15 protein-coding genes and 3 rRNA genes are annotated in these 24758 nt (G+C 71.4%); 15 read left to right on the plus strand and 3 right to left on the minus strand.

The genetic code is table 11. The features are described 5' to 3' along the window. Positions 1-2: 2 nt before the first annotated feature. Positions 3-1019 carry a LacI family DNA-binding transcriptional regulator gene (locus FKM96_RS15295; protein WP_147795960.1) on the minus strand — a complete coding sequence of 339 codons (1017 nt, stop codon included), beginning with the start codon at positions 1017-1019 and terminating at the stop codon, positions 3-5. 382 nt (positions 1020-1401) lie between these two features. Here FKM96_RS15295 and FKM96_RS15300 point away from each other — a divergent pair, with 382 nt between their 5' ends. The 9 genes from FKM96_RS15300 to FKM96_RS15340 all read left to right on the plus strand — a co-directional run bounded on the left by FKM96_RS15300 (position 1402) and on the right by FKM96_RS15340 (position 11792). Beyond that, the gene (locus FKM96_RS15300) at positions 1402-2451 is read left to right on the plus strand and encodes a LacI family DNA-binding transcriptional regulator (RefSeq protein ID WP_168217000.1); all 1050 of its coding nucleotides are present in this window, start codon (positions 1402-1404) and stop codon (positions 2449-2451) included. Between the two features lie 75 nt (positions 2452-2526). Next, positions 2527-3837 carry an ABC transporter substrate-binding protein gene (locus FKM96_RS15305; RefSeq protein ID WP_147795962.1) on the plus strand — a complete coding sequence of 437 codons (1311 nt, stop codon included), beginning with the start codon at positions 2527-2529 and terminating at the stop codon, positions 3835-3837. A gap of 70 nt (positions 3838-3907) precedes the next feature. Further along, the gene (locus tag FKM96_RS15310) at positions 3908-4876 is read left to right on the plus strand and encodes a carbohydrate ABC transporter permease (protein WP_246855010.1); all 969 of its coding nucleotides are present in this window, start codon (positions 3908-3910) and stop codon (positions 4874-4876) included. Beyond that, positions 4876-5799, plus strand: a complete 924-nt coding sequence (locus FKM96_RS15315; RefSeq protein WP_147795963.1) for a carbohydrate ABC transporter permease — start codon at positions 4876-4878, stop codon at positions 5797-5799. Before FKM96_RS15310 ends, FKM96_RS15315 begins: the two co-directional genes overlap by 1 nt. A gap of 16 nt (positions 5800-5815) precedes the next feature. Continuing rightward, on the plus strand, positions 5816-8089 hold the full coding sequence (yicI, locus tag FKM96_RS15320) for an alpha-xylosidase (RefSeq protein ID WP_147795964.1): 2274 nt from the start codon (positions 5816-5818) through the stop codon (positions 8087-8089). A gap of 208 nt (positions 8090-8297) precedes the next feature. Then, complete coding sequence (locus FKM96_RS15325; RefSeq protein WP_147795965.1) at positions 8298-9752, plus strand: glycoside hydrolase family 1 protein; 1455 nt, start codon at positions 8298-8300, stop codon at positions 9750-9752. A 100-nt stretch (positions 9753-9852) separates the two neighbouring features. Continuing rightward, positions 9853-10164 (plus strand): hypothetical protein, encoded by a 312-nt coding sequence (locus FKM96_RS15330; RefSeq protein ID WP_147795966.1) that lies wholly within the window; start codon positions 9853-9855, stop codon positions 10162-10164. A 24-nt stretch (positions 10165-10188) separates the two neighbouring features. Next, on the plus strand, positions 10189-11019 hold the full coding sequence (locus FKM96_RS15335) for an alpha/beta hydrolase (RefSeq protein ID WP_147795967.1): 831 nt from the start codon (positions 10189-10191) through the stop codon (positions 11017-11019). Next, a complete protein-coding gene (locus FKM96_RS15340; protein WP_147795968.1) occupies positions 11016-11792 on the plus strand; it encodes an alpha/beta fold hydrolase in 777 nt (258 codons plus the stop codon). Before FKM96_RS15335 ends, FKM96_RS15340 begins: the two co-directional genes overlap by 4 nt. 11 nt (positions 11793-11803) lie before the next feature. Here the strand turns inward: FKM96_RS15340 and FKM96_RS15345 are convergent, their stop codons facing one another. Together FKM96_RS15345 and FKM96_RS15350 are read right to left on the minus strand one after the other, a co-directional pair. Further along, complete coding sequence (locus tag FKM96_RS15345) at positions 11804-12292, minus strand: hypothetical protein (protein WP_246855011.1); 489 nt, start codon at positions 12290-12292, stop codon at positions 11804-11806. Then, positions 12289-14466 carry a hypothetical protein gene (locus FKM96_RS15350; RefSeq protein WP_210417285.1) on the minus strand — a complete coding sequence of 726 codons (2178 nt, stop codon included), beginning with the start codon at positions 14464-14466 and terminating at the stop codon, positions 12289-12291. Before FKM96_RS15350 ends, FKM96_RS15345 begins: the two co-directional genes overlap by 4 nt. A gap of 220 nt (positions 14467-14686) precedes the next feature. On the opposite strand from FKM96_RS15350, the gene FKM96_RS15355 reads away from it, so the two are divergent. From FKM96_RS15355 to rrf, 6 genes are all read left to right on the plus strand, one after another. After that, complete coding sequence (locus tag FKM96_RS15355) at positions 14687-16447, plus strand: hypothetical protein (RefSeq protein ID WP_147795969.1); 1761 nt, start codon at positions 14687-14689, stop codon at positions 16445-16447. Beyond that, on the plus strand, positions 16444-17478 hold the full coding sequence (locus tag FKM96_RS15360; RefSeq protein WP_246855012.1) for a hypothetical protein: 1035 nt from the start codon (positions 16444-16446) through the stop codon (positions 17476-17478). The genes FKM96_RS15355 and FKM96_RS15360 overlap by 4 nt, the downstream gene beginning before the upstream one ends. 36 nt (positions 17479-17514) lie before the next feature. Continuing rightward, positions 17515-18453, plus strand: a complete 939-nt coding sequence (locus FKM96_RS15365) for a tetratricopeptide repeat protein (protein WP_147795970.1) — start codon at positions 17515-17517, stop codon at positions 18451-18453. A gap of 694 nt (positions 18454-19147) precedes the next feature. Further along, positions 19148-20667, plus strand: a 16S ribosomal RNA gene (locus FKM96_RS15370). Between the two features lie 372 nt (positions 20668-21039). Further along, a 23S ribosomal RNA gene (locus tag FKM96_RS15375) occupies positions 21040-24148 on the plus strand. 98 nt (positions 24149-24246) lie between these two features. Next, positions 24247-24363 (plus strand): 5S ribosomal RNA (rrf, locus tag FKM96_RS15380). The 16S, 23S and 5S rRNA genes sit together here, the layout of an rRNA operon. Positions 24364-24758 lie beyond the last annotated feature (395 nt).

Genomic DNA, 24758 nt, shown 5'->3' on the forward strand with positions numbered 1-24758 from the left:
ACTCAGCCCGCGCGCGTCCCGGCGGGCGCCGTCACGCTGCCGTGGTCGGCGAAGGCGGGGGAGACCAGGCGCGTCTCGGCGGTGTCCTCGCCGGACAGGCGGGCCATCACCATCTCGACCGCGATCCGCCCGATCCGCTCGCCCGGCACCTCGATGAGCGACACCGGCACGGGCAGGCCCGCGGCCATCTCCGCCGGGCTGACGGCCACGATCGACAGGTCGTCCGGCACGCGCAGGCCGCGCTCGGCCGCCCGGGCCAGCAGCCCGCCGAGGGCCGCCTCGTTGTGCACGACGAGACCCGTGGTGCCCGGGTGCCGCGCGAGCACCGCGTCCAGGGCGGCGGCGCCGCCGGAGAAGGTCGGCTCGGCCGGCACGACCGCGGCCTCGACCCCGGCCGCGGCGGCCTGCTCCAGCACGCCCTGCCGCATGCGCACGGCGTAGTTCGCGCGGTGGTCGAGCCGGTCCTGGGACGCCCCGACCAGGACGAGCCGGTGGTGGCCGTGCCCGGCGAGCTCGCGGACGGCCAGCCGGCCCGCCCCGGCGAAGTCGAGGTCGACGCAGCTGAGCCCGGTGGTGTCGTCGGGGACGCCGATGAGGATGCTCGGCAGCGCCAGCGCGCGCAGCGCGGGGAGCCGGGCGTCCTCGGACTCGATGTCCATCACGATCAGGGCGTCGGCCGTCGAGCTCGCCGCGACCCGGTCGATGCCCTGGGCGTCGTCCTGGGTGAGCACGAGGACGTCGTGGTCGTGCTCACGCGCGGTGGTCACGACGCCGCCGACGAACTGCATGATGATCTGCACGTTGATCCCCGGCCGGAACGGCACCATCAGGGCGATCACGTTGCTGCGGCTGGACGCCAGGGCGCGGGCGCCGGCGTGCGGGCGGTACCCGAGCTCGGCGATGGCGCGCTGCACCCGGTCGCGGGTGGGGCCGGAGATCGTGCGCTTGCCGCTCAGCACGTAGCTGACGGTCGACACGGACACCCCCGCCGCGCGGGCCACGTCCCCGATGGTCGCCATCCGCCCAGGGTAGTGGGGGTGCGGCGTCCCCCGGCGCAGGTCGGGGCGCGGGTGCGTGCCGGCACCTGGACGAGGAGCAGTGGCGCGCTGAGGCGAAGCGCTTCGCGGTGTGCAAGCGGTTCGACGCGGGGTCGGGCACAGGTGCGCCGTTCGCGCGATTCGTCCTACGTGTGCCGCGCGTTCCCGCGGTTTGACGTCGGGCGCGATCCATCGCCTACTATCGAAGCGATTCGACACGAGTTGTGACCGTTTCGAGACCCCTGGGGCTGGACGCCCTCGTGATCCCGGGCCTACAGTGACGACCGCGCGAAGCGCTTCGACACCTCACGGACGAGGTGCCGCCGAGACACTCGAGGGAGAGGTCCGCACGACGATGGTGACGATGCAGGACGTGGCACGCCGGGCCGGCGTCGCGCTGTCCACCGTGTCGGCCACCCTCACCGGCGCCCGCCCCGTCTCCGCCGCGACCCGCGCCCGGGTCGAGTCCGTGATGGACGAGCTCGGCTACCGCCCCAACGCCCTGGCCCGCGGCCTGGCCACGCGCCGCAGCCGGGTGCTCGCGCTGACCTACCCCGTCGCGGACTCGGGGCTCAGCCGGACGTCGGCCGAGTTCGTGCTCAGCGCGGCCGCGGTCGCCCAGGAGCGCGGGTACCAGCTGGTGCTCTGGCCGTTCGCGGCCGAGGACGCCGACGGCGTGCTCGACGTCGCGCGGCGCGGGCTGGCCGACGGCGTGCTGGTCATGGAGGTGCACGCCTGGGACGCCCGGGTCGCCGCCCTCCGGGGTGCCGGCGTCCCGGTGACGCTCATCGGCCGCACCGCGGACGAGGCGGACCCCGAGGTGCCGACCGTGGACGTCGACTTCGCCGCCACGCTGGCCGACGCCGTCGCGCACCTCGCGGGGCTCGGCCACACCCGGATCGCGTTCGTCAACCACGCGGAGCACCGGCTCGCCGAGGGCCACGGCCCGACCGTGCGCGCCGCCGCGGCCTACACCGCCGAGATGCTGGCCCGCGGCCTCGACCCCGTGCAGGTGTACGCCGAGGAGTCCGTGGCCGGGGGCCGCGCGGCGCTGGCCGGGCTGCTCGACGCGTCCCCGGCGCCGACGGCGGTCATCACCATGAACGAGGACGCGACGTTCGGCGTGGCCGCCGAGCTCGCCGTCCGCCGCGTGGCCGTGCCCGCGGAGCTGTCCGTGCTCGCGGTGGTCTCGTCCCCGGCGGTCGCCGGGCAGACGGTGCCGCCGCTCACGACGCTGCACGCCCCCGGCGCGCAGCTCGGGCGGGCGGGCGTCGACGCCCTGCTCGCCCTGCTCGGCACCGGCGAGGTGCCCGCCCCCGTCCTCGAGCCGTGCCGGCTCGTGGACCTGGGCAGCACCGGCCCGGCGCCGCGCGACGCCCAGGCGGGTGCGCTCGCCGGGGCGACGACCCCCTAGACCGATCGACCACGGGGCGCCGGCGACCGCCGGACCCCGACCAGCACAGCAGGAACTCGACGAGGAGGACGTGTGATGGCATCTGCGCGGAAGCGGTACGTGGCCGGCGCCCTGGCGCTCGCCCTGCCGCTCGCCCTGGCGGCGTGCGGCGGAGACAGCAGCGGCGGGGGCGGTGGCTCGGACGGCGACACGCTGACCGTCTGGCACTACGAGAACGACGACTCGGCGATGGGCCAGGCGTGGGCCAAGGCCATCGAGATCTTCGAGGACGAGCACCCGGACGTCACGGTGAACGTCGAGAACCAGACGTTCGAGCAGATCCAGAAGAACGCGAAGATCTTCCTCACCGGCGACGACGTGCCGGACGTCATGGAGTACAACAAGGGCAACGCGACCGCGGGCCAGCTCGCCTCGCAGGGCCTCATCACCCCGCTGACCGAGGAGGCCGACTCGCGCGGCTGGGCGGACACCCTGCCCGACTCGATCCAGACGACGGCGATGTACGACGAGCAGGGCCTCATGGGCTCCGGCGACTGGTACGGGGTGCCGAACTACGGCGAGTTCGTCGGCGTCTACTACAACCAGGACATGCTGGACGCGCAGGGCATCGCGCAGCCGACGACGTTCGACGAGTTCGAGGCCGCGCTCGCCACGTTCAAGGCCGCCGGCATCACCCCGCTCGCCGAGGCCGGCGCGGAGTACCCGCTCGGCCAGCTCTGGTACGAGCTCGTGCTGCACTACGGCGACCGCGACCTCATCGACGACTACCAGCTGTTCGCCGACGACGTGGACTTCCAGAACGAGGCGTTCACGCAGGCGACCGAGAAGCTCGACGAGTGGATCAAGGCCGGCTACATCGCGTCCGACTCGGCCGCGCTGACCGCCGAGGACATGGGCGTGTCGTTCATCAACGGCACCTACCCGATCATGGTCTCCGGCTCCTGGTGGTTCGGCCGCCTGGTCGAGGAGATCCCGTTCACCTGGACCCAGGCGCTGTTCCCGGACAACACGATGCACCCGGGATCGTCCGGCAACCTGTGGGTCGTCCCGGAGAACGCCGCCAACAAGGACCTGGCGTACGACTTCATCGACATCACGCTGCGCCCCGAGGTGCAGGAGATCCTCGGCCAGAAGGGCGGCCTGCCGGTCGCCGGCGACTCCTCGTCGATCACCGACGAGAAGACGAAGGAGATGACCGAGAACTTCGAGTCGATCCTCGACGAGGACGGCCTGGCGTTCTACCCCGACTGGCCGGTCCCGGGCTACTACGACGTGATCGTCAGCGAGCTGCAGTCGCTGGTCAACCAGTCGAAGTCCCCGTCCGAGGTGCTGGACGGCCTGTCCACCGCCTACCAGGACGGCAAGACGGACCTGCTCGAGGGCTGAGTCCCCACCCCCTGCCCGGGCCGGCGGTGCACGCCGCCGGCCCGGGCGCCCCACCTCGCGAGGAGCCGCTTTGACCACCGTCGACCGCGCCGCGCCGCCGCAGGAGCCGCGCACCCGCGGCAGCCGCCGCGGCCGCCGTTCGCGCGACTGGGTCGGGTACCTGCCCTACCTGCTGCCCGGCCTGATCGCCTTCACCGTCGTCATCCTGATCCCGTTCGGGATGAACATCTGGTACAGCCTGCACAAGTGGAAGGGCGGCAACGCCCCGCTGCGCTGGTACGGGCTCGGCAACTACACCGACCTGCTCGCGGACGAGCAGTTCTGGACGTCGTTCCGGAACTCGATCGCGATGATCCTCGCGATGGTGGTGGTGCCGACGCTGATCGGCCTGCTGCTCGCGACCACGCTGTTCGACGTGCTCGGCAAGCGGTTCGGCCCGCGCGTGGCCTCGGTGCTCCGAGCCACCTACTACCTGCCGCAGATCCTGCCGGTCGCCGTCGCCGGCGTGCTGTGGAACTGGATCCTCAACTCCCAGACCGGCGCCGTGAACGTGATCCTGCGGGAGATCGGCGTCGCGAACCCGCCGAACTGGCTGGGCTCGACCGACACCGCGCTGCCGACCGTCATGCTCGTGCTGATCTGGATCCAGATCGGCTACCCGGTCGTCATCTTCATGTCCGCGCTGCAGCGGGTCGACCCCGAGCTCTACGAGGCCGCCGAGCTGGACGGCGCCGGCTGGTGGCACCGGTTCCGCGCCATCACGATCCCGCAGATCAAGCCCGAGACGTTCGTCATCACGCTCACCTGCACCGTGGCCGCGCTCAAGGTGTTCGGCCCGATCTACGTGCTGACCCGCGGCGGCCCCGAGTCGTCGACGCTCGTGCCGTCGTACTACTCGTACCTGAACTTCTTCGACAAGTCGAAGGTCGGCTACGGCGCCGCGATCGCGAACGTCCTGACGGTCCTGATCATCCTGATCGCCGTCGTCATCATGGTGCTGCAGGCCCGCAGCGCCCGCCGTGAGGAGGAGGGTCGCTGATGGCCGCCCCGATCGAGACGCTGCCCGCCGGCACCGCCGTCTGCACGGGCCGCCCGGTCCGCCCGCCGCGCGCCAAGGCCACCGACACCGACCGCCGGCACCGCCGCGGCACCGCGCGCTGGTTCGTGCTCGCCGCCGCCGTGCTGGTCGCCGTGGTCATGCTCGTGCCGTTCGTCATCATGGTGCTGAACGCGTTCAAGGCTCCCGCGGACTACTCGCAGAACGGCCCGCTGTCCTGGCCGGCGGAGTTCTACACCGAGGGCCTGCGCAACTTCTGGACCCGCGTCAACTTCCCCGAGAAGCTGGTCAACTCCGTCTGGATCTCGGGCGCGGTCGCGCTCTTCGCCGTCGTGCTGTCGCTGTTCAGCGCGTACGCGCTCGGCGTCGGCCGGGTGAGGGGCCGGATGTGGATCGTCACGCTGTTCCTGCTCGCGAACATGCTGCCGCAGGAGGTGCTGGTCTACCCGCTGTTCCAGATGGCCCAGGAGGTGGGGCTGTCCAACAACCAGTGGTCGGTCATCATCATCTTCACGGTCATCCAGGCGGCGTTCGGCACGTACCTGCTGTCGTCGGTGCTCGGCACGTTCCCGAAGGCGCTGCTCGAGGCGGCGTCCCTCGACGGCGCGGGCCGGTGGCGGACCCTGTGGGGCGTCGTGTTCCCGGTGGTCCGGCCGACGCTCAGCGTCCTGCTGATCTTCTTCTTCATCTGGACGTGGAACGAGTTCTTCATCCCGCTGGTCATGCTCACGACCAACGCCACCCAGACGATCCCGGTGGCCCTCGCCTCGCTGCAGGGCGACCGCATGATGGACGCCCCCACGACCAACGCGGGCGCCCTCGTCTCGATGATCCCGGCGATCGTCTTCTTCCTCATCTTCCAGCGCACGCTGACCCGCGGGATCACCGCGGGCGCGGTCAAGTAAGGCAAGGGCAGCATCCATGAAGTTCACCGACGGCTACTGGCAGACCCTCCCCGGCGTCACGGTGCAGCGCCCGCGCGCGGTCGACGAGGTCGTGCTGGGCGAGCGATCGCTCACCGCCTACGCCGGCACCGGCCGCCTCGCCACGCGCGGCGACACGCTCAACCACCCGCTCATCACGATCACCCTGGACTCGCCCGCCGAGGGGGTGCTCGGCGTGACGATCGAGCACCACCAGGGCGGCGTGGACCACGGGCCGGCGTTCGGCCTCGCCGACGCGGCGCCGCACGTGGTGGTCGCCGGGTCGACCGACGACGACCCCCGCGCCTCCCTGACCACGGGCAACCTCACCGCCCGGGTGTCGACGACGGGGGAGTGGGCGCTCGACGTCGAGGTCGACGGCCGGGTCGTCACCGGTGCCACCTCGCGCGGCGTCGGCGTGGTCACCGACGCCGAGGGCCGGCCGTTCGTCCGCGAGCAGCTCGGGCTCGGGGTGGGCGACCACGTCTACGGCCTCGGCGAGCGGTTCACCCCGTTCGTGAAGAACGGCCAGACCGTCGACATCTGGAACGCGGACGGCGGCACCTCCTCGGAGCAGTCGTACAAGAACGTGCCGTTCTACCTGACCGACGCGGGCTACGGCGTGTTCGTCGACCACCCCGGCCACGTCTCGTTCGAGATCGGCTCCGAGGTCGTGTCCCGCACCCAGTTCAGCGTCGCCGGCCAGCGGCTGCGCTACTACGTCATCGCGGGCCCGGATCCCAAGGACGTGCTGCGCCGGTACACCGCGCTCACCGGGCGCCCGGCCGCCGTGCCGGACTGGTCCTACGGCCTGTGGCTGTCGACCTCGTTCACCACGGACTACGACGAGGCCACCGTCATGTCGTTCATCGACGGCATGGCCGAGCGCGGGCTGCCGCTGTCGGTGTTCCACTTCGACTGCTTCTGGATGCGCCGGTTCCACTGGTGCGACTTCGTGTGGGACCCGGCGACGTTCCCGGACCCCGAGGGCCTGCTCTCCCGGCTGCACGAGCGGGACCTGCAGGTGTGCGTCTGGATCAACCCGTACATCGCGCAGCGCTCGCACCTGTTCGCCGAGGGCGCCGAGCTCGGCTACCTCGTGAAGCGCGCCGACGGCTCCGTCTGGCAGTGGGACATGTGGCAGGCCGGCATGGGCCTCGTCGACTTCACCAACCCCGAGGCCACGGCGTGGTTCAAGGGCAAGCTGCGGGCCCTGCTCGACATGGGCGTCGACTGCTTCAAGACCGACTTCGGCGAGCGGATCCCGACGGACGTCGTCTGGCACGACGGCGCGGACCCCGAGCGGATGCACAACTACTACACGCACCTGTACAACAAGGCCGTCTTCGAGCTGCTCGAGGAGGTCAAGGGCGAGGGGGAGGCCGTGCTGTTCGCGCGGTCGGCCACCGCCGGCGGCCAGCAGTTCCCCGTGCACTGGGGCGGCGACTGCGAGTCGACGTTCGTGTCCATGGCGGAGTCGCTGCGCGGCGGGCTGTCGCTGGCGTCGTCCGGGTTCGGGTACTGGTCGCACGACATCGGCGGCTTCGAGGGCACGCCGGACGCCGCGGTGTTCAAGCGCTGGCTCGCGTTCGGCCTGCTGTCCTCGCACTCCCGGCTGCACGGCTCGTCGTCGTACCGGGTGCCGTGGGCGTTCGACGAGGAGTCGGTCAAGGTCACGCAGCGGTTCACCGAGCTCAAGCTGTCGCTCATGCCGTACCTGTCCGCGGTGGGCCGCGAGGCGCACACCGACGGCCTGCCGGTCATGCGGCCGCTGTTCCTCGAGTTCCCGGACGACCCGGGCGCCGCGACGGTCGACACCCAGTACGCGCTGGGGTCGTCGCTGCTGGTCGCGCCCGTGTTCAACGCCGAGGGCGACGTGGACGTCTACGTGCCCGAGGGCGAGTGGACGTCGCTGCTCGACGGCTCGACGGTGTCCGGCCCGCGGTGGCACCGGCAGCGGCACGGGTTCGACTCGCTGCCCGTGCTGGTCCGGCCCGGCACGCTGCTGCCGGTCGGTGCGCGCACCGACCGCCCGGACTACGACCACGCCGACGGCGTCACGCTCCGGGTGTTCGGCCTGGCGGACGGCGCCGAGGCGCGGACCACGGTCCGCGGCGCGGGCGGGGACGTGGAGTTCGTCGCGCGGCGCGCGGGGTCGACGGTCACGGTCGAGGCCACGGGCGCCGTCCCGGCCGCGTGGCACGTCGCTGCGGCCCTGGGCACGCCGCAGGCGGCCGAGGGCCCGCGCGCGGAGCTCACCCTCCCCGCCTGACCCCGCCGCTGCTCGCCCACCCGGGGCGACACCCGTCGCCGAGATGGCAACTCTCGGCTGCGTGGCTCCCGCCGCGCAGAGCCGAGAGTTGCCATCTCGGCGGGCGCGTCTGGGCGCAGGGGGCGCGGGAGCGCTCCCACGTTCGTGTATCGTATCGATTCGACATCGCCGTCCCGCGGCTCACCCACCTGAACCGAGGAAGCTCCTGATGACCACCTCCCGCCCCTCCGGGCGTACGTTCCCCGCCGACTTCCTGTGGGGGTCCGCCACCGCCTCGTACCAGATCGAGGGGGCCGCCTCCGAGGGCGGCCGCGCGCCGTCCATCTGGGACACGTTCTCCGCGCGCCCGGGCGCCGTGCTCAACGGCGACACCGGCGCCGTCGCCGCCGACCACTACCACCGGGTCCCCGAGGACGTCGCGCTCATGCAGTCCCTCGGTCTGCAGGCCTACCGGCTGTCGATCGCCTGGCCGCGGGTGCAGCCCACCGGGTCGGGGGAGTGGAACGCCGAGGGTCTGGCGTTCTACACCGACCTCGTCGACCGGCTCATCGCCGCCGGCATCAAGCCCGTCGTCACGCTCTACCACTGGGACCTGCCGCAGGCCCTGGAGGACGAGGGCGGCTGGACGAACCGCGAGACCGCGTACCGGTTCGCCGACTACGCCCGCAAGCTCGCCGAGGTGCTGGGCGACAAGGTCACCGTGTGGACCACGCTCAACGAGCCGTGGTGCTCCGCCTACCTGGGCTACGCCTCCGGCGTGCACGCCCCGGGCCGCACCGAGCAGGGCGCCTCGCTCGCCGCCGTGCACCACCTCAACCTCGCGCACGGCCTCGCGGCCCTCGCGATCCGGGAGGTGCTCGGCGACGCCGCGCAGGTGTCGATCACGCTCAACCTGCACGTGACCCGCGCCGCGTCCGACGCGCCCGAGGACGTCGAGGCGAAGCGCCAGGTGGACACCGTCGCCAACGAGGTGTTCCTGCAGCCGCTGCTCGAGGGCCGGTACCCGGAGAACGTGCTCGCCCAGACGGCCGCCGTGTCCGACTGGTCGTTCGTGCAGGACGGCGACCTGGAGCTCATCCGGCAGCCGATCGACCTGCTCGGCATCAACTACTACTCGACGGGTCGGGTGCAGCGGCTGCACGGCGAGCCGGTCGTCGGCGACGGCAGCCCCGGCGTCGACGGGCACAAGTCGTCGGTGGTCAGCCCGTGGGTGGGCTGCGACGACGTCGAGTGGCTGCCGCAGCCGGGCCCGCACACCGCGATGGGCTGGAACATCGAGCCCCAGGGCCTGACCGACCTCCTGCTCGAGATGCACGAGCGGTACCCGTCGATCCCGCTGGCCGTCACCGAGAACGGCGCGGCGTTCGCCGACGAGGTGTCCGCCGACGGCCGGGTGCACGACCTCGACCGGGTCGAGTACCTGCACGACCACATCGACGCCGTCGGCGCCGCGATGGACGCCGGCGCGGACGTGCGCGGCTACTTCGTGTGGTCGCTGATGGACAACTTCGAGTGGGCGTACGGCTACGACCGCCGGTTCGGCATCGTGCGGGTCGACTACGACACCCTCGAGCGGACCCTCAAGGACTCGGCGCTCTGGTACCGGGACCTCGTCGCGACGCGGACGATCGCGCCCGCGGAGTCGGCGGCCGGGCTGTCCTGACGCCGGGCCCGGCGCCGTCGGGCGCCCGCACCGCACGCACGCCGGAGGGAGGCCACCGCACGGTGGCCGCCCTCCGGCGCGCCGGGGGACAATCGGGGGCGTGCCGTCCTCCCGCCGCTCCGGCAAGCGTCCCTACGCCGCCGAGCACGTCCCGCTCGACCTCGACCGGGTGCGCGGCGGCCGCACGTCCGAGGAGGCGGCCGACGGCGCGTGGACCGTGCAGCAGGTCGGCGGGTCCGACCGCACGTTCCGGTGCCCGGGCTGCGACCAGGAGATCGCGCCGGGCACGCCGCACGTCGTCGCCTGGCGGTCCGACGGGCTGTTCGGGGCCGACTCCGCGCTGGCGGACCGCCGGCACTGGCACTCCGCGTGCTGGTCGGCGCGGCACCGGCGGGGACCGACGCGGCGCTGACCGCCCGGACTACGCTCGACCGCGATGACCACCGCAGCCGCCCCCACGCCCATCCGGTCGCTGACCGTCCTGCCCGCGCACCGGGAGGAGGTCGAGCTGCACACCGCCGACGGCCTCACGCTCGTCGGCGAGCTGGCGCTCCCCGTCGACGCCGACGGCACCCCGCGCACCCCCGCGGCCACGCTCGTGACGCTGCACCCGCTGCCGACGCACGGCGGCTACATGGACTCGCACGTGCTGCGCAAGGCCGCCTGGCGGCTGCCGGCGCTCGCCGACGTCGCGGTCCTGCGGTTCAACACCCGCGGGACGTCGAGCCCGCGCGGGACCAGCGAGGGCGCGTTCGACGGCGGCGTCGCCGAGAAGTTCGACGTGCACGCCGCGATCGAGCTCGCCGAGTTCCGCGACCTGCCGCACCCGTGGCTCGTCGGCTGGTCGTTCGGCACCGAGCTCGCGCTCATGCACGGCCTGGACCCCGCGGTCGAGGGCGCCGTCCTGCTGTCGCCGCCGCTGCACCGGGCGACCGTCGCCGACCTGGACGCCTGGGACGCCGACGGCAAGCCGCTGGTCGTGCTGGTCCCCGAGCACGACGACTACCTGCGCCCCGCCGAGGCCCGCGAGCGGTTCGCCCGGGTGCACCAGGCGGAGGTGATCGGCGTCGACGGCGCCAAGCACCTGTGGGTCGGGGAGCCGTACGTGCGGCGCGTGCTCGACGAGATCGTCCGGCACGTGCGCCCGGGCCTGCCGGTGCCGCTGCCGACCACCTGGGACGGGCCGAGCGAGCAGGCCGAGGCGCCCGCCGTCGCGCAGTCGCCCGACGGCGAGGCGTTCGCCGGATCCGACCAGGAGGACGCATGACCGCCACCGTCACGCTGCACGCGCTGCGACCCGGCACCGGGCTGCCGCTGGTCCTGCTGCACGCCTTCCCGCTCGACTCCCGGATGTGGGCCGACGTCGCCCCGCGGCTGGACGGCCCGGTCCTGGCGGTCGACCTGCCGGGGCTGGGCGCCGCGCAGGGGGTGGCGCTGCCGGAGCCGTCGCTCGAGGCCGCGGCCGACGCGGTGGCCGCGGTGCTCGCCGAGGCGGGGCACCGGCGCGCGGTCGTCGCGGGGCTGTCGATGGGCGGTTACGTCGCGCTCGCCCTGGCCGAGCGGCACCCCGGGCTCGTCGCGGGGCTGGGGCTGCTGGACACCAAGGCGACCGCCGACACCGACGAGGCCCGCGCCAACCGGCTGCGGGTCGCCGACGCGGTGGAGTCGAGCGGCACCGTCGACGAGGTGCTGCCCATGGCGACCGCGCTGCTCGGCGCGGCGTCCCGGGAGCGCCCGGAGCTCGTCGCCCGGCTGGAGGCGCTCATCGGGGGGCAGCCGGCCGCCGGGGTGGCCTGGTCGCAGCGCGCGATGGCCGCGCGGCCGGACCGCACCGCGGTGCTCGCGGGGTACCGCGGGCCGGCGCTCGTGCTCGTGGGCGACGAGGACAAGCCGACGCCGGTCGCCGAGGCGCGGGGGATGGCGGCGGCGCTGGGCGTCGAGGCCGTGGTCGTGCCGGGCGCCGGGCACCTCACCGCCGTCGAGGCGCCGGGCGCGGTCGCGGCCGCGCTGGGGGAGCTGCTGGGGCGCGCCCGCCGCTAGACGGCGCGGCGTCAGGTCGCGTCGTCGCCGAGCGCGCGGGCGAGCGCGACCGGCAGGTCCAGCGACTCCCCGTCCTTGCCGCCCGCGCCGATGACGAGCGGCGGGTCCTGCGGCTCCGGCCGCACCCCGCGCAGCCGCGCGGCCAGAGACGGTGGCACGGTCAGCACGTAGAAGCCGCCGTCGGTGCCGACCGCGACCGTCCGGTCCCGGCGCAGGTACCAGCCCTCCAGCGGCGTGCGGTAGCGACCACGGCCGCCGTAGCCCTGCGCGTGCAGCGGCTCGGGGGCGACCCCCCGGTCGCGGGCGTCGGCGACGAATCGCGCGATGAGCTCGCGGGCGCGGGCGGACTCGGCCTGACGACGGGCGCGGAGGGCGGCCTCGTGGGCGTCGGCGGCCTCGCGGCGGCGGGACCGCCAGTCGGCGGCGCTCTGGTCGGGCGCGTCGGGCGCACCCGCGTCGTCGGCCCCGGCCGGGACCGACGACGCGTCGCGCTCGCTCACTTCTCGGCCGGCGCGGCCGCGGCCTCGTCCTCGGAGGTCTCGGCGCCGTCGGCGGGCTGCTGGGCGGCCTGCGCCGCCTCCTTCGCCGCGGCGGGGCGCTCGGCGTCCTGCGCGGTCGGGGCGGCGGGGGCTTCGGCCGGGGCCGTCGCGTCCGCGGCGTCCTTCGCCCCGTCCGCCGCCGCGTCCGGCTTCGCGTCGTCCTTCGCCTCGGCGGGTGCCGGGACCGCGGGCGTCGCAGCCGACACCGGGGCGGGCCGGCCCTTGCCGCGGGCCGGGCGGGCGGCCGGGCGGGCCGCCTGCTTCGCGTCGAACTGCGCCTGGGCGGCGTCGGCCTTCTCCAGCGTCGTGCGGTTCGGCGCCGGGTCGTGGCCGAGCAGGTTGCGCAGCTCGTCCAGGTAGGACGTGATCGACTCGCGCTGCCGGTTCAGGTCCTCGACCTGCCGCTGGGACGTGGTGCGCTCGCGCTCGGACTCGGCCATCGCCTCGGACAGCGTCTTCTCGGCGTGCTCACGCGCCTCGGCGACGACGCGGTCGGCGTTGGCACGCGCGTTCGACAGCAGCTCCTTGGAGTGGTTCTGCGAGTCGACGCGGATCTTCTCGGCCTGCTCGAGCGCCTTGGCGACCCGCTGCTCGGCGTCGGCGGCGTGCGCCTCGGCGTCGGAGACGAGCTTCTCGGTCTCGGCGCGGGCCGTGGCGTGCCGCTCGGCGTCGGCGCGCTCGGCGGCCTCGCGCTGCGCGGCGATCTGCAGCTTGGCGTCGGCGAGCTGCTGTCGGGCCTGCGCGGTGAGCGCGTCGGCCTCGGCGCGGGCGGTCGACCGGACCTCGTCGGCGGCGCGGTTCGCCTCGGTGAGCTGGCGCTCGACGTCGAGGCGGGTGGCCTCGCGCAGCTCCGCGACCTCGCGCTCCGTGCGCTCGCGCAGCTCGGCCGCGTCGCGCTCGGTGCGCTCGCGCAGCTCGGTGGTCTCGCGCTCGGCCAGCGCCCGGACGGTGGCGGCCTCGTGCTCGGTGCGCTCGCGCAGCTCGGTGGTCTCGCGCTCGGCGGCGGCGCGGAGCTCGCTCGCGTACTGCTCGGACTCCGCACGCAGGGCGGCGAGCGACTGCTCGGCGTCCTGGCGGGCGGCCGCGATCTCGTCGGCCACGGCCGCGCGCAGCTCGCCGGTCTCGCGGTCGGCGGTCGCCCGGACGAAGCCCGAGTACTGCTCGGCCTCGGCCCGCAGGGCGGTGGTCTCGGCGGTCGCCCGCTGCTGGGTCTCGGCGGCGGCCCGCTCGGCGGCCGACCGCACGGCGTCGGCCTGGGCGGCGGCGTCGGCGCGCACGGCGCGGGACTCCTCGGCCGCGGCCTGCCGGGCCTCGGCGATCTCCGTCGCGGCCACCGACCGCTGCATCGCGGCCCAGCGCTCGGCCTCGGTGCGCAGCTCGGCGAGCTCCGCGGTCACGCGCTGGCGCAGCGCCGTCGTCTCGGCGTCGGCGGCCTGGCGCAGGTCCTGGTCGTACCGCTCGGCCTCGGCCCGCATCGTCGTCGTCTCCGACTCGGTGCGCGTGCGCAGCTCCTCCGCGGCCTGCTCGGTGCTGATCCGGAGCTCGGTCGTCTCGCGCTCGACCGTCGCCCGCAGCGTGCCGAGCTCGCGCTCCAGCGTCGCGCGGCGCTCGCTCTCCTCGGTCTGGATGGCGGTCTGGATCCGGGCGGCCTCGCGCTCCGCCGACCCGACCAGCTCCTCCGCGCGTCGCTGCGCGCCGGTCAGCGCGCTCTCGGCCTCGGTGTGCGCCGTCGACCGCTCCTCCGTCGCCTCGCGGCGCGCGGTCGCGAGCAGCTCGGCGACCTCGTTCTCGGCGCGGGCACGCAGCTGGCCGGCCGCGAGCCGTGCACGGGCGAGGGCGTCGGACGCCTGCGCGTTCGCCTGCTGCACGACGTCGGACGACTGCTCCTCGGCGGACCGCAGCAGCATCTCGATGCGGGAGCCCAGGCCCGAGTACGTGGGCCGCTCCGCCTCGCGGAGCTGGCGGTGCGCCTCGGACAGCTCGCCCGAGATCTGCAGCACGCGCTCGTCCATCGAGGCGACCTGGCTGCGGGCGTCCTGCAGCGCGCGCTCGAGCTCCTGCATCCGGGTGTCGACGGGTCCGCGGTCGTAACCACGGAAGTTGACCACGGGGAAGGGCGTACGGTCCTCTGCCACGAAGTTCCTCCTGCGAGCGCGCGCGAGCGCTTGTGGGGACGGCCTCCGGGCGGGAGGCTCGGGGCGTCGGTCGGCCCGCGTCCGCCGTCCAGGGTATCGGCAGCGCCACGGCCCGGGACACCCGTCGGCCGGGCACGCACCTGGCCCGCAGCAGGCCCGATTTGCCCGGACCCCGAGGTGGTCCGCCTATCCTGGGACGTCACGTTCGAGAGGAAGATGCGTGCTCCAACGACTGATCGCCGCCGTCCTCGGGGTGCTCGGGGTCGCGGCCATCGGGCTCGGCGTCGCCTCCGCCACCGTCTGGCGGGCCGACGACCCGCTGGTGGCCACGGCCGCGCCCGGGGGACAGACCCGGACCCTCGTGACCGACCCCGGGGTGCTCGAGCTCGCCGGCGACCCCGTCACCGTGACCGTGCGCGCCGACGGCGCGCCGGTGGTGCTCGCGGTCGGCCGGGACACGGACGTCACCGCCTGGGTGGGCGCCGACCCGTACGAGCGGGTCACCGGCCTGTCCGACTGGCACACGCTCGCCACCACGTCCCGCCAGGACGCGGCGGAGCCGTCCGCGAGCCCGTCCGCGTCCGCGACCGAGGAGGCCGCCGCCGAGGCGGCCCCGTCGCCGACGGCGAGCGAGGACGCGGGCGCGGCCGCGGCGACCGCAGCCGACCCGACCGGCAACGACATGTGGGTCGCCGAGGTCGCCGGCGACGGCACCGCGACGCTCGAGTGGCCGGCCCAGGAGGGCCGCTGGTCGCTGCTCGCCGTGAGCCTGGGCGACAGCGCGCCGGTGCTGGACCTGTCCTGGCCGCAGACCGTCACCACGCCGTGGCTGTGGCCGGGCGTCGCGCTCGGCGTGCTGCTGCTGGCGGTCTCCGCGATCCTGCTCGTGCGCATCCTGCGCGAGCGGCGCGAGGGCCCGGACGCCGGCTGGACCGACGTGAGCACCGGGACGCTCGCCACCGTGCCGCTCCCCGCCGCGGGCGCGACACCCGCGGGTGCTCCCGAGAGCGGCCCCGCCGACGCGATCCCCCTCGGCACGGTGACGGCCGGCGCGCCGCTCACCCGCCGGCAGATCCGCGAGGCCGAGGCCGCCGCGGCGGCGGCCCGCAAGCGGGGTGGCCGCACGCCCACCGGGTCCGTGCCCGCCGTGACGGGTGCGACGCCCGTGGTGACCGGGGCGACGCCGGTGGTGACGGGGGCGACGCCCGCCGTGACCGGGGCGACGCCCGTGGTGACCGGGGGGACCCCGGCTGCGCCGGGTGCGACCCCCGCGGGCACCGGTGCGGCCCCGGCCGTCCCCGGGCCGACCCCGGGCGCGCCCGAGAAGACCGGCAGCGGGCCGGCCGGTGCCCCGCCCCGGTCCGGGCCGCGCGACGACGCGACCACGACCCTGCCGGTGACGCCGGGAGCCCCGGTGGGCGCTGCCGGTGCGCCGTCGTCCCCGGCTGCCCCGCCCGCCGCGGACGACGGCGCCGACGCCCGCCCGGGCAGGGCCGGTCGCGCACTCGCCGACCGCCTGCCGTGGCGCCGCGGCCGCGCCGGGGCGAGCGAGCCGGGTCCCTCGGGGACGGACGTCGACGCGACGTCGCCGGCGCGCCCGGCGGCGACCGGCTCCGGGGCGGCCGCGGGCTCGTCGGCCGATCCGGCGCCCAGGGCGTCCTGGGCCCCGGTGCCCGCACCCGGCCCCTCCGCCCGCCCGGTCTCCGGTCCGGTCGGGTCCCCGGCACCCGCGCCGTCCGCCCCGCCCGGTGCGGGTGAGGCGTCGCCGCCCGCCGCCCCCCGCGGCCCGGGTGCTCCGACGCCCTCCGCGCCGGCGTCGCGTCCGGGGGCCGCGCCCGGCGGGCCCGGTGCCGCCGCCGAGGACGACGCCGCCACCCGCGCCCAGCGCGCGGACGCCTGGCGTCGCATGTGGGGTTTCCCCAGCACCGACGAGGCCGGCACCACCCCGCACGCCGACGACACCCCGGAGGAGGGCCGATGACCGCACGCACCACGGGGCACCGCCCCGGCGCCGCGCGGCTGCGCCGCCGTCTGGCCGGCACGGCGGTCGCCGTCGTCGCGGCCCTGGGGCTGGCGGCCTGCGCCAACCCGGTGCCGGAGCCGACGCCCGACGCCGTGCCGGCGGTCCCGCCTCCGGCGCTGACGGTCGCCCAGTCGACGGACGTGCTCGACCAGGTCGGGACGGTCCTCGCGGCCGGGGACGAGGCGCTCGACGCCTCGGGTCTCGGCGCCCGGCTCGTCGGGCCCGCGCTCGCGATCCGCTCGGCCGAGTACGTCCGCGCCACCGCGACCAACGGCGAGCGTCCTCCGGTCGTGATCCCGACGACCGCGCAGACGACGATCACCCCCGACACGACGAGCTGGCCGCGGACGCAGATGGTCGTGACCACGCAGCCCGACGACCTGCAGGCGCCGCTGCTGCTCGTCCTGATGCAGGACGGCCCGCGGGACCCGTACCGGTTGTGGAGCTGGGCACGGCTCGGACCGTCGGTGCAGATGCCGCCGACCGCCACGCCCGAGGAGGGCAGCGAGCCGGTGGCCGCCGACGACGGCACGTCGCTGCTGCTGTCGCCGACCGAGGCGATGGCGCAGTACGCGGACGTGCTCACGAACGGCGACGCGTCCGCGGCCGCGGCGACCTTCCCGGCCGACTTCTTCCGCACCGCGATCACCGAGGCGCGGAACCAGACCGCCGCGAGCCTGCAGGCGGTCGCGAGCGTCGCCGAGACCGTCTCTCCGGAGGCGGGCGCCGTGACCGCGCTGCGGACCGCCGACGGCGGGGCGATCGTGGTGGGTCAGCTGACGACGGTCACCACCGTGACGCTGTCCCAGGGCAGCATCACGCTGAACGACCCGTTCGACGCCGCCCTCGCCGGCAAGGGGAGCGTGTCGAGCAACCTGGTCCGGACGTGGACCGACGTGGTAGCGATGTACGTGCCCCCGGCGGGCGGCGCGCAGCAGGTGACCGTGCTGGCGGCGGAGCACGCCCGCACGGCGGTCACCGGTGAGTGATGACGTGAGAGCACGCGAGAGCAGGAGCACTTCGGCATGAGCCAGAACCCGGCCCACGAGCCGCGCCTCAACGTGCGCGGGGCGGTCGACCTCTCCGGGCTCGGGCGCCCGGCCACCCCCGCGCCCGGCACCCCGGGCGGGCTGCCGACGCCGGGGCCGTACACGGTCGACGTCGACACCGAGGGCTTCCCGGCCCTGGTGCAGTCCTCGACCCAGCACCCCGTAGTCGTCCTGCTGTGGGCGTCGTGGAGCGAGACCAGCATCAACCTCGCCCGCGACCTCGGGGCGCTCGCCGACCAGTACGGCGGACGCCTCCTGCTCGCGCGGATCGACTCCGAGGCCAACCCGCAGGTCGCCGCGGCGTTCCAGACGCAGTCGGTCCCGGCCGTCGTCGCCGTGCTGGCGGGCCAGCCGCTGCCGCTGTTCCAGGGAGCGCCGCCGGCCGACCAGGTGCGGGGCGTGCTCGACCAGGTCCTCGAGGCGGCCGCGGCCAACGGCATCACGGGCACGGTCGCGGCCCAGGAGGCGGAGCCGGCGCCGGCCGAGCCCGAGGAGCCGCCGCTCCCGCCGCTGCACCAGGAGGCGTACGACGCGATCGAGCGCGACGACCTGCCCGCCGCGGCCGCCGCCTACGAGCAGGCGCTCAAGGAGAACCCGCGGGACGACATGGCGCGCGCGGGTCTGGCGCAGGTCGGGCTGCTGAGCCGGACCCGGGACCTCGACCTCGCCGAGGTGCGCAAGGCGGCCGCCGACGCGCCGTCCGACGTGGACGCGCAGCTCGCGGTGGCGGACGTCGACGTGCTGGGCGGCCAGATCGAGGACGCGTTCGCGCGGCTCGTCGACACCGTCCGGGTCACGTTCGGCCCGGACCGCGAGCGGATCCGGGTGCGGCTCGTCGAGCTGTTCGACGTCGTCGGCGCCGAGGACCCGCGGGTCGCGGCCGCACGCCGCGCGCTGGCGAGCGCCCTGTACTGACGTGGGCCGCCGGCTCCTCCGGGCGGGGGAGCGCGACGACCGCCGACCGGGCCCGTCCGACCTCCGTGGTCGGGCGGGCCCGCGTCGTCCCGCCGGCACCGCGCGGCGGGCCGGCCGGAGGAACGTCGCAGGTGGGGGCGGGGATCGAGGGTGACCGCCGTCACGGCATCCCGAGTTGACGGTCCCTCCGGGGCGTGCGTAATGTTCTTCTTCGTCGCCCGGCAGGGAGGAACGGACACCGAGGATCAACCCGGTGGCTGGTCCCGCGGACGACCACCCCCCTGGTACGGCCTGAACGGGACGCATGAGCCCGGACATCGCCGCGCGGCGGGACGATCCACGAGGGTCGGGACGGTCCACACGGACTTGACCGGCCGGAGCGGGTCGGATAAGTTTGAACGGTTGCCTCCGGTCAGGAGCTCGCAAGAGCGAACGAGGGATGCGCGTCTGTTCTTTGAGAACTCAACAGTGTGCCTAGTAGTTGATGCCAAGATGGTTCATCGGCTCGGGTGGCCGCCCCGTTCGGGGTTGGTTGTTCGGTGTCGGTGGGTCTTGGTTGATACGGAAGTCGTTCCCGACCCCGTCGGGCGGCTTCTTTAGCAGCCGAATTGACTGATCTCCGCTCGCCAGCGGGTGGGGGTCGTTTCGTGTGTCGGTGGATCGCCGCCTTCGGGTGGTGGTTGCCAATGAGACATCTACGGAGAGTTTGATTCTGGCTCAGGACGAACGCTGGCGGCGTGCTTAACACATGCAAGTCGAACGGTGAAGCCCAGCTTGCTGGGTGGATCAGTGGCGAACGGGTGAGTAACACGTGAGTAACCTGCCCCTGACTCTGGGATAAGCCTTGGAAACGAGGTCTAATACCGGATACGTGACGCTCAGGCATCTGATGCGTCTGGAAAGATTTATCGGTCAGGGATGGACTCGCGGCCTATCAGCTTGTGGGGGGTAACGGCCTACCAAGGCGACGACGGGTAGCCGGCCTGAGAGGGCGACCGGCCACACTGGGACTGAGACACGGCCCAGACTCCTACGGGAGGCAGCAGTGGGGAATATTGCACAATGGGCGCAAGCCTGATGCAGCGACGCCGCGTGAGGGATGAAGGCCTTCGGGTTGTAAACCTCTTTCAGCAGGGAAGAAGCGCAAGTGACGGTACCTGCAGAAGAAGCGCCGGCTAACTACGTGCCAGCAGCCGCGGTAATACGTAGGGCGCAAGCGTTGTCCGGAATTATTGGGCGTAAAGAGCTCGTAGGCGGTTTGTCGCGTCTGCTGTGAAAACTCGAGGCTCAACCTCGGGCTTGCAGTGGGTACGGGCAGACTAGAGTGCGGTAGGGGAGACTGGAATTCCTGGTGTAGCGGTGGAATGCGCAGATATCAGGAGGAACACCGATGGCGAAGGCAGGTCTCTGGGCCGCAACTGACGCTGAGGAGCGAAAGCATGGGGAGCGAACAGGATTAGATACCCTGGTAGTCCATGCCGTAAACGTTGGGCACTAGGTGTGGGGCTCATTCCACGAGTTCCGTGCCGCAGCAAACGCATTAAGTGCCCCGCCTGGGGAGTACGGCCGCAAGGCTAAAACTCAAAGAAATTGACGGGGGCCCGCACAAGCGGCGGAGCATGCGGATTAATTCGATGCAACGCGAAGAACCTTACCAAGGCTTGACATACACCGGAAACTTCCAGAGATGGTTGCCCCGCAAGGTCGGTGTACAGGTGGTGCATGGTTGTCGTCAGCTCGTGTCGTGAGATGTTGGGTTAAGTCCCGCAACGAGCGCAACCCTCGTCCTATGTTGCCAGCGGGTCATGCCGGGGACTCATAGGAGACTGCCGGGGTCAACTCGGAGGAAGGTGGGGATGACGTCAAATCATCATGCCCCTTATGTCTTGGGCTTCACGCATGCTACAATGGCCGGTACAAAGGGCTGCGATACCGCGAGGTGGAGCGAATCCCAAAAAGCCGGTCTCAGTTCGGATTGGGGTCTGCAACTCGACCCCATGAAGTCGGAGTCGCTAGTAATCGCAGATCAGCAACGCTGCGGTGAATACGTTCCCGGGCCTTGTACACACCGCCCGTCAAGTCACGAAAGTCGGTAACACCCGAAGCCGGTGGCCCAACTGTTCGCAGGGGGAGCCGTCGAAGGTGGGACTGGCGATTGGGACTAAGTCGTAACAAGGTAGCCGTACCGGAAGGTGCGGCTGGATCACCTCCTTTCTAAGGAGCTTCTGACGCGCCCACCTGAGGTGGGTGTGTGCAGAGACCAGGCCCGAGCCGTACGCGTTCGGGGTGGTGCTCAAGGGTGGAACATCAACTACGGCGGCCATCATCGGTCGGCATCGCGCCAGTACACCTCGACTTGTCGGGGACGGAACGCGCACAGCCGGCAGACGACGGTCGCCTAGGCACGCTGTTGGGTCCTGAGGGAACAGCCCGCAAGGGAGGTTGCTTCATGACGGGCCCGGTCGGTCGGACGAACCGCTGACTCCTCTTCGGGGAGCTGGTAGGCGCCGGCGTACGCGACTCGGGGATCGTTCGTTGTTTGAGAACTGCACAGTGGACGCGAGCATCTTTAAAGTATGTCTTTGTGGTCAAGTTTTTAAGGGCACAGGGTGGATGCCTTGGCACTAGGAGCCGAAGAAGGACGTGGTAGCCTGCGATAAGCCTCGGGGAGTTGGCAAACGAACCGTGATCCGAGGATGTCCGAATGGGGAAACCCCGCGCGAGTCATGTCGCGTGACCCGCACCTGAATATATAGGGTGTGTGGAGGGAACGCCGGGAAGTGAAACATCTCAGTACCGGCAGGAAGAGATATTCCGTGAGTAGTGGCGAGCGAAAGCGGATCAGGCCAAACCGTGTGCGTGTGATAGCCGGCAGGCGTTGCGCATGCGGGGTTGTGGGACCCTTCAGCTGGTTCTGCCGAACCAGCAGGGAGTCAGAAAGTCTCGTGATAGTCGAAGGGCATTGAAAGGCCCGGCACAGAGGGTGGTACCCCCGTAGACGAAATCACGTGGCCTCCCGAGGGGGATCCCAAGTAGCACGGGGCCCGAGAAATCCCGTGTGAATCTGGCAAGACCACTTGCTAAGCCTAAATACTACCTAGTGACCGATAGCGGACAAGTACCGTGAGGGAAAGGTGAAAAGTACCCCGGGAGGGGAGTGAAATAGTACCTGAAACCGTGTGCCTACAATCCGTCGGAGCCTCCCTAGCAGGGGTGACGGCGTGCCTTTTGAAGAATGAGCCTGCGAGTTAGTGGTACGTGGCGAGGTTAACCCGTGTGGGGAAGCCGTAGCGAAAGCGAGTCCGAATAGGGCGACCGTAGTCGCGTGCTCTAGACCCGAAGCGAAGTGATCTAGCCATGGGCAGGTTGAAGCGCGGGTAAGACCGCGTGGAGGACCGAACCCACCTGGGTTGAAAACCGGGGGGATGACCTGTGGTTAGGGGTGAAAGGCCAATCAAACTTCGTGATAGCTGGTTCTCCCCGAAATGCATTTAGGTGCAGCCTCGCGTGTTTCTTGCCGGAGGTAGAGCTACTGGATAGCCGATGGGCCCCACAAGGTTACTGACGTTAGCCAAACTCCGAATGCCGGTAAGTGAGAGCGCGGGAGTGAGACTGCGGGGGATAAGCTCCGTAGTCGAGAGGGAAACAGCCCAGACCACCAGCTAAGGCCCCTAAGCGTATGCTAAGTGGGAAAGGATGTGGAGTTGCACAGACAACCAGGAGGTTGGCTTAGAAGCAGCCACCCTTGAAAGAGTGCGTAATAGCTCACTGGTCAAGTGATTCCGCGCCGACAATGTAGCGGGGCTCAAGTATACCGCCGAAGCTGTGGCATTCACACATTGCGCTAAGCCTTCGTGGTTCAGGCGTGTGGATGGGTAGGGGAGCGTCGTGTGGCGGGTGAAGCTGCGGGGTGACCCAGTGGTGGACGCTACACGAGTGAGAATGCAGGCATGAGTAGCGAATGACGGGTGAGAAACCCGTCCGCCGAATGACCAAGGGTTCCAGGGCCAGGCTAATCCGCCCTGGGTAAGTCGGGACCTAAGGCGAGGCCGACAGGCGTAGTCGATGGACAACGGGTTGATATTCCCGTACCGGCGAAGAACCGCCCATACCGAGCCCGGTGATGCTAAACGTCCGAAGTGCGGCACCGACTCCTTCGGGAGTCACCGCCGCATGGAGCACGTGACCCGAACCGGTAGTAGGTAAGCGTATTAACAGGAGTGACGCAGGAAGGTAGCCCGGCGTGGCGATGGTAGTCCACGTCCAAGGTCGTAGGGCGAGTGGTAGGCAAATCCGCCACTCACATAGCCTGAGAGCCGATGGTGACAGCGTATGCTGGAAGAGGGTGATCCTATGCTGCCAAGAAAAGCTTCGACGCGAGGTTCTAGCCGCCCGTACCCTAAACCGACTCAGGTGGTCAGGTAGAGAATACCAAGGCGATCGAGATAATCGTGGTTAAGGAACTCGGCAAAATGCCCCCGTAACTTCGGGAGAAGGGGGGCCTGAAGCGTGTACCGGCTTGCCCGGGAAGCGTGGAGGGCCGCAGAGACCAGGGAGAAGCGACTGTTTACTAAAAACACAGGTCCGTGCGAAGTCGCAAGACGATGTATACGGACTGACGCCTGCCCGGTGCTGGAAGGTTAAGAGGACGGGTCAGCCGCAAGGCGAAGCTCAGAATTTAAGCCCCAGTAAACGGCGGTGGTAACTATAACCATCCTAAGGTAGCGAAATTCCTTGTCGGGTAAGTTCCGACCTGCACGAATGGCGTAACGACTTCTCCGCTGTCTCAACCGCGAACTCGGCGAAATTGCACTACGAGTAAAGATGCTCGTTACGCGCAGCAGGACGGAAAGACCCCGGGACCTTTACTATAGCTTGGTATTGGTGTTCGGTGCGGCTTGTGTAGGATAGGTGGGAGACTGTGAAGCCGGCACGCCAGTGTCGGTGGAGTCAACGTTGAAATACCACTCTGGTCGCTCTGGACATCTAACCTCGGTCCGTGATCCGGATCAGGGACAGTGCCTGGTGGGTAGTTTAACTGGGGCGGTTGCCTCCTAAAATGTAACGGAGGCGCTCAAAGGTTCCCTCAGCCTGGTTGGCAATCAGGTGGCGAGTGCAAGTGCACAAGGGAGCTTGACTGTGAGACTGACAGGTCGAGCAGGGACGAAAGTCGGAACTAGTGATCCGGCGGTGGCTTGTGGAAGCGCCGTCGCTCAACGGATAAAAGGTACCCCGGGGATAACAGGCTGATCTTGCCCAAGAGTCCATATCGACGGCATGGTTTGGCACCTCGATGTCGGCTCGTCGCATCCTGGGGCTGGAGTAGGTCCCAAGGGTTGGGCTGTTCGCCCATTAAAGCGGTACGCGAGCTGGGTTTAGAACGTCGTGAGACAGTTCGGTCCCTATCCGCTGCGCGCGCAGGAAACTTGAGAAGGGCTGTCCCTAGTACGAGAGGACCGGGACGGACGAACCTCTGTGTGCCAGTTGTTCCGCCAGGAGCACGGCTGGTTGGCTACGTTCGGAAGGGATAACCGCTGAAAGCATCTAAGCGGGAAGCCTGCTTCAAGATGAGGTTTCCACGGGGCTTGCCCCGAGAGGCTCCCGGCTAGACCACCGGGTAGATAGGCCGGATGTGGAAGAGGGGACTCAAGACCCTCGCAGCTGACCGGTACTAATAAGCCGACAACTTCACCACCCATACTTTTTGCTACGCGTCCACTGTGCGGTTCCCGAACCACGAACACGCACCCCTCGAGATCTGAGGGGTGTCCTGTCTCGCTTGTTCGACCGAGTTACGGCGGTCATAGCGAAGGGGAAACGCCCGGTCCCATTCCGAACCCGGAAGCTAAGCCCTTCAGCGCCGATGGTACTGCACTCGCCAGGGTGTGGGAGAGTAGGACGCCGCCGGACATCATTTCAGAAAGAGCCATCCCTTCGGGGGTGGCTCTTTCTGTTTCCCCGGAAGCTCCCGGGACGGCAGCGCAGTGCGCCCGGTGCGGTCGCCGCACGCCGTCCTCGCACCGCCGCGGGGCCCGGAGAGCTCGCACAGCAGCGGGACGTGCCAGTTCCGGCCGCGCCCACCCGCGTGACCTGCCGTCTCCGGCCGCGCACACTTCCGCAGCAAGCTGACTCCGGCGGCGCACCCGCGCACTCAGATGACGCCGGTCGCGCACAGCGATTCCGCACCGCGCGCGATCTGGCCCTGCGCCGACTGGGCAGTCGATGCTGCCTTCCACGCCTCGAAGGCAGCATCTACTGCCCGCTCGACCGGCGCCGCGCGGCTGGTCCTTCAGACGCGAGCGCGC

The sequence above is a fragment of the Cellulomonas sp. Y8 genome (genome assembly GCF_008033115.1).
Classification (GTDB): Bacteria; Actinomycetota; Actinomycetes; order Actinomycetales; family Cellulomonadaceae; genus Cellulomonas.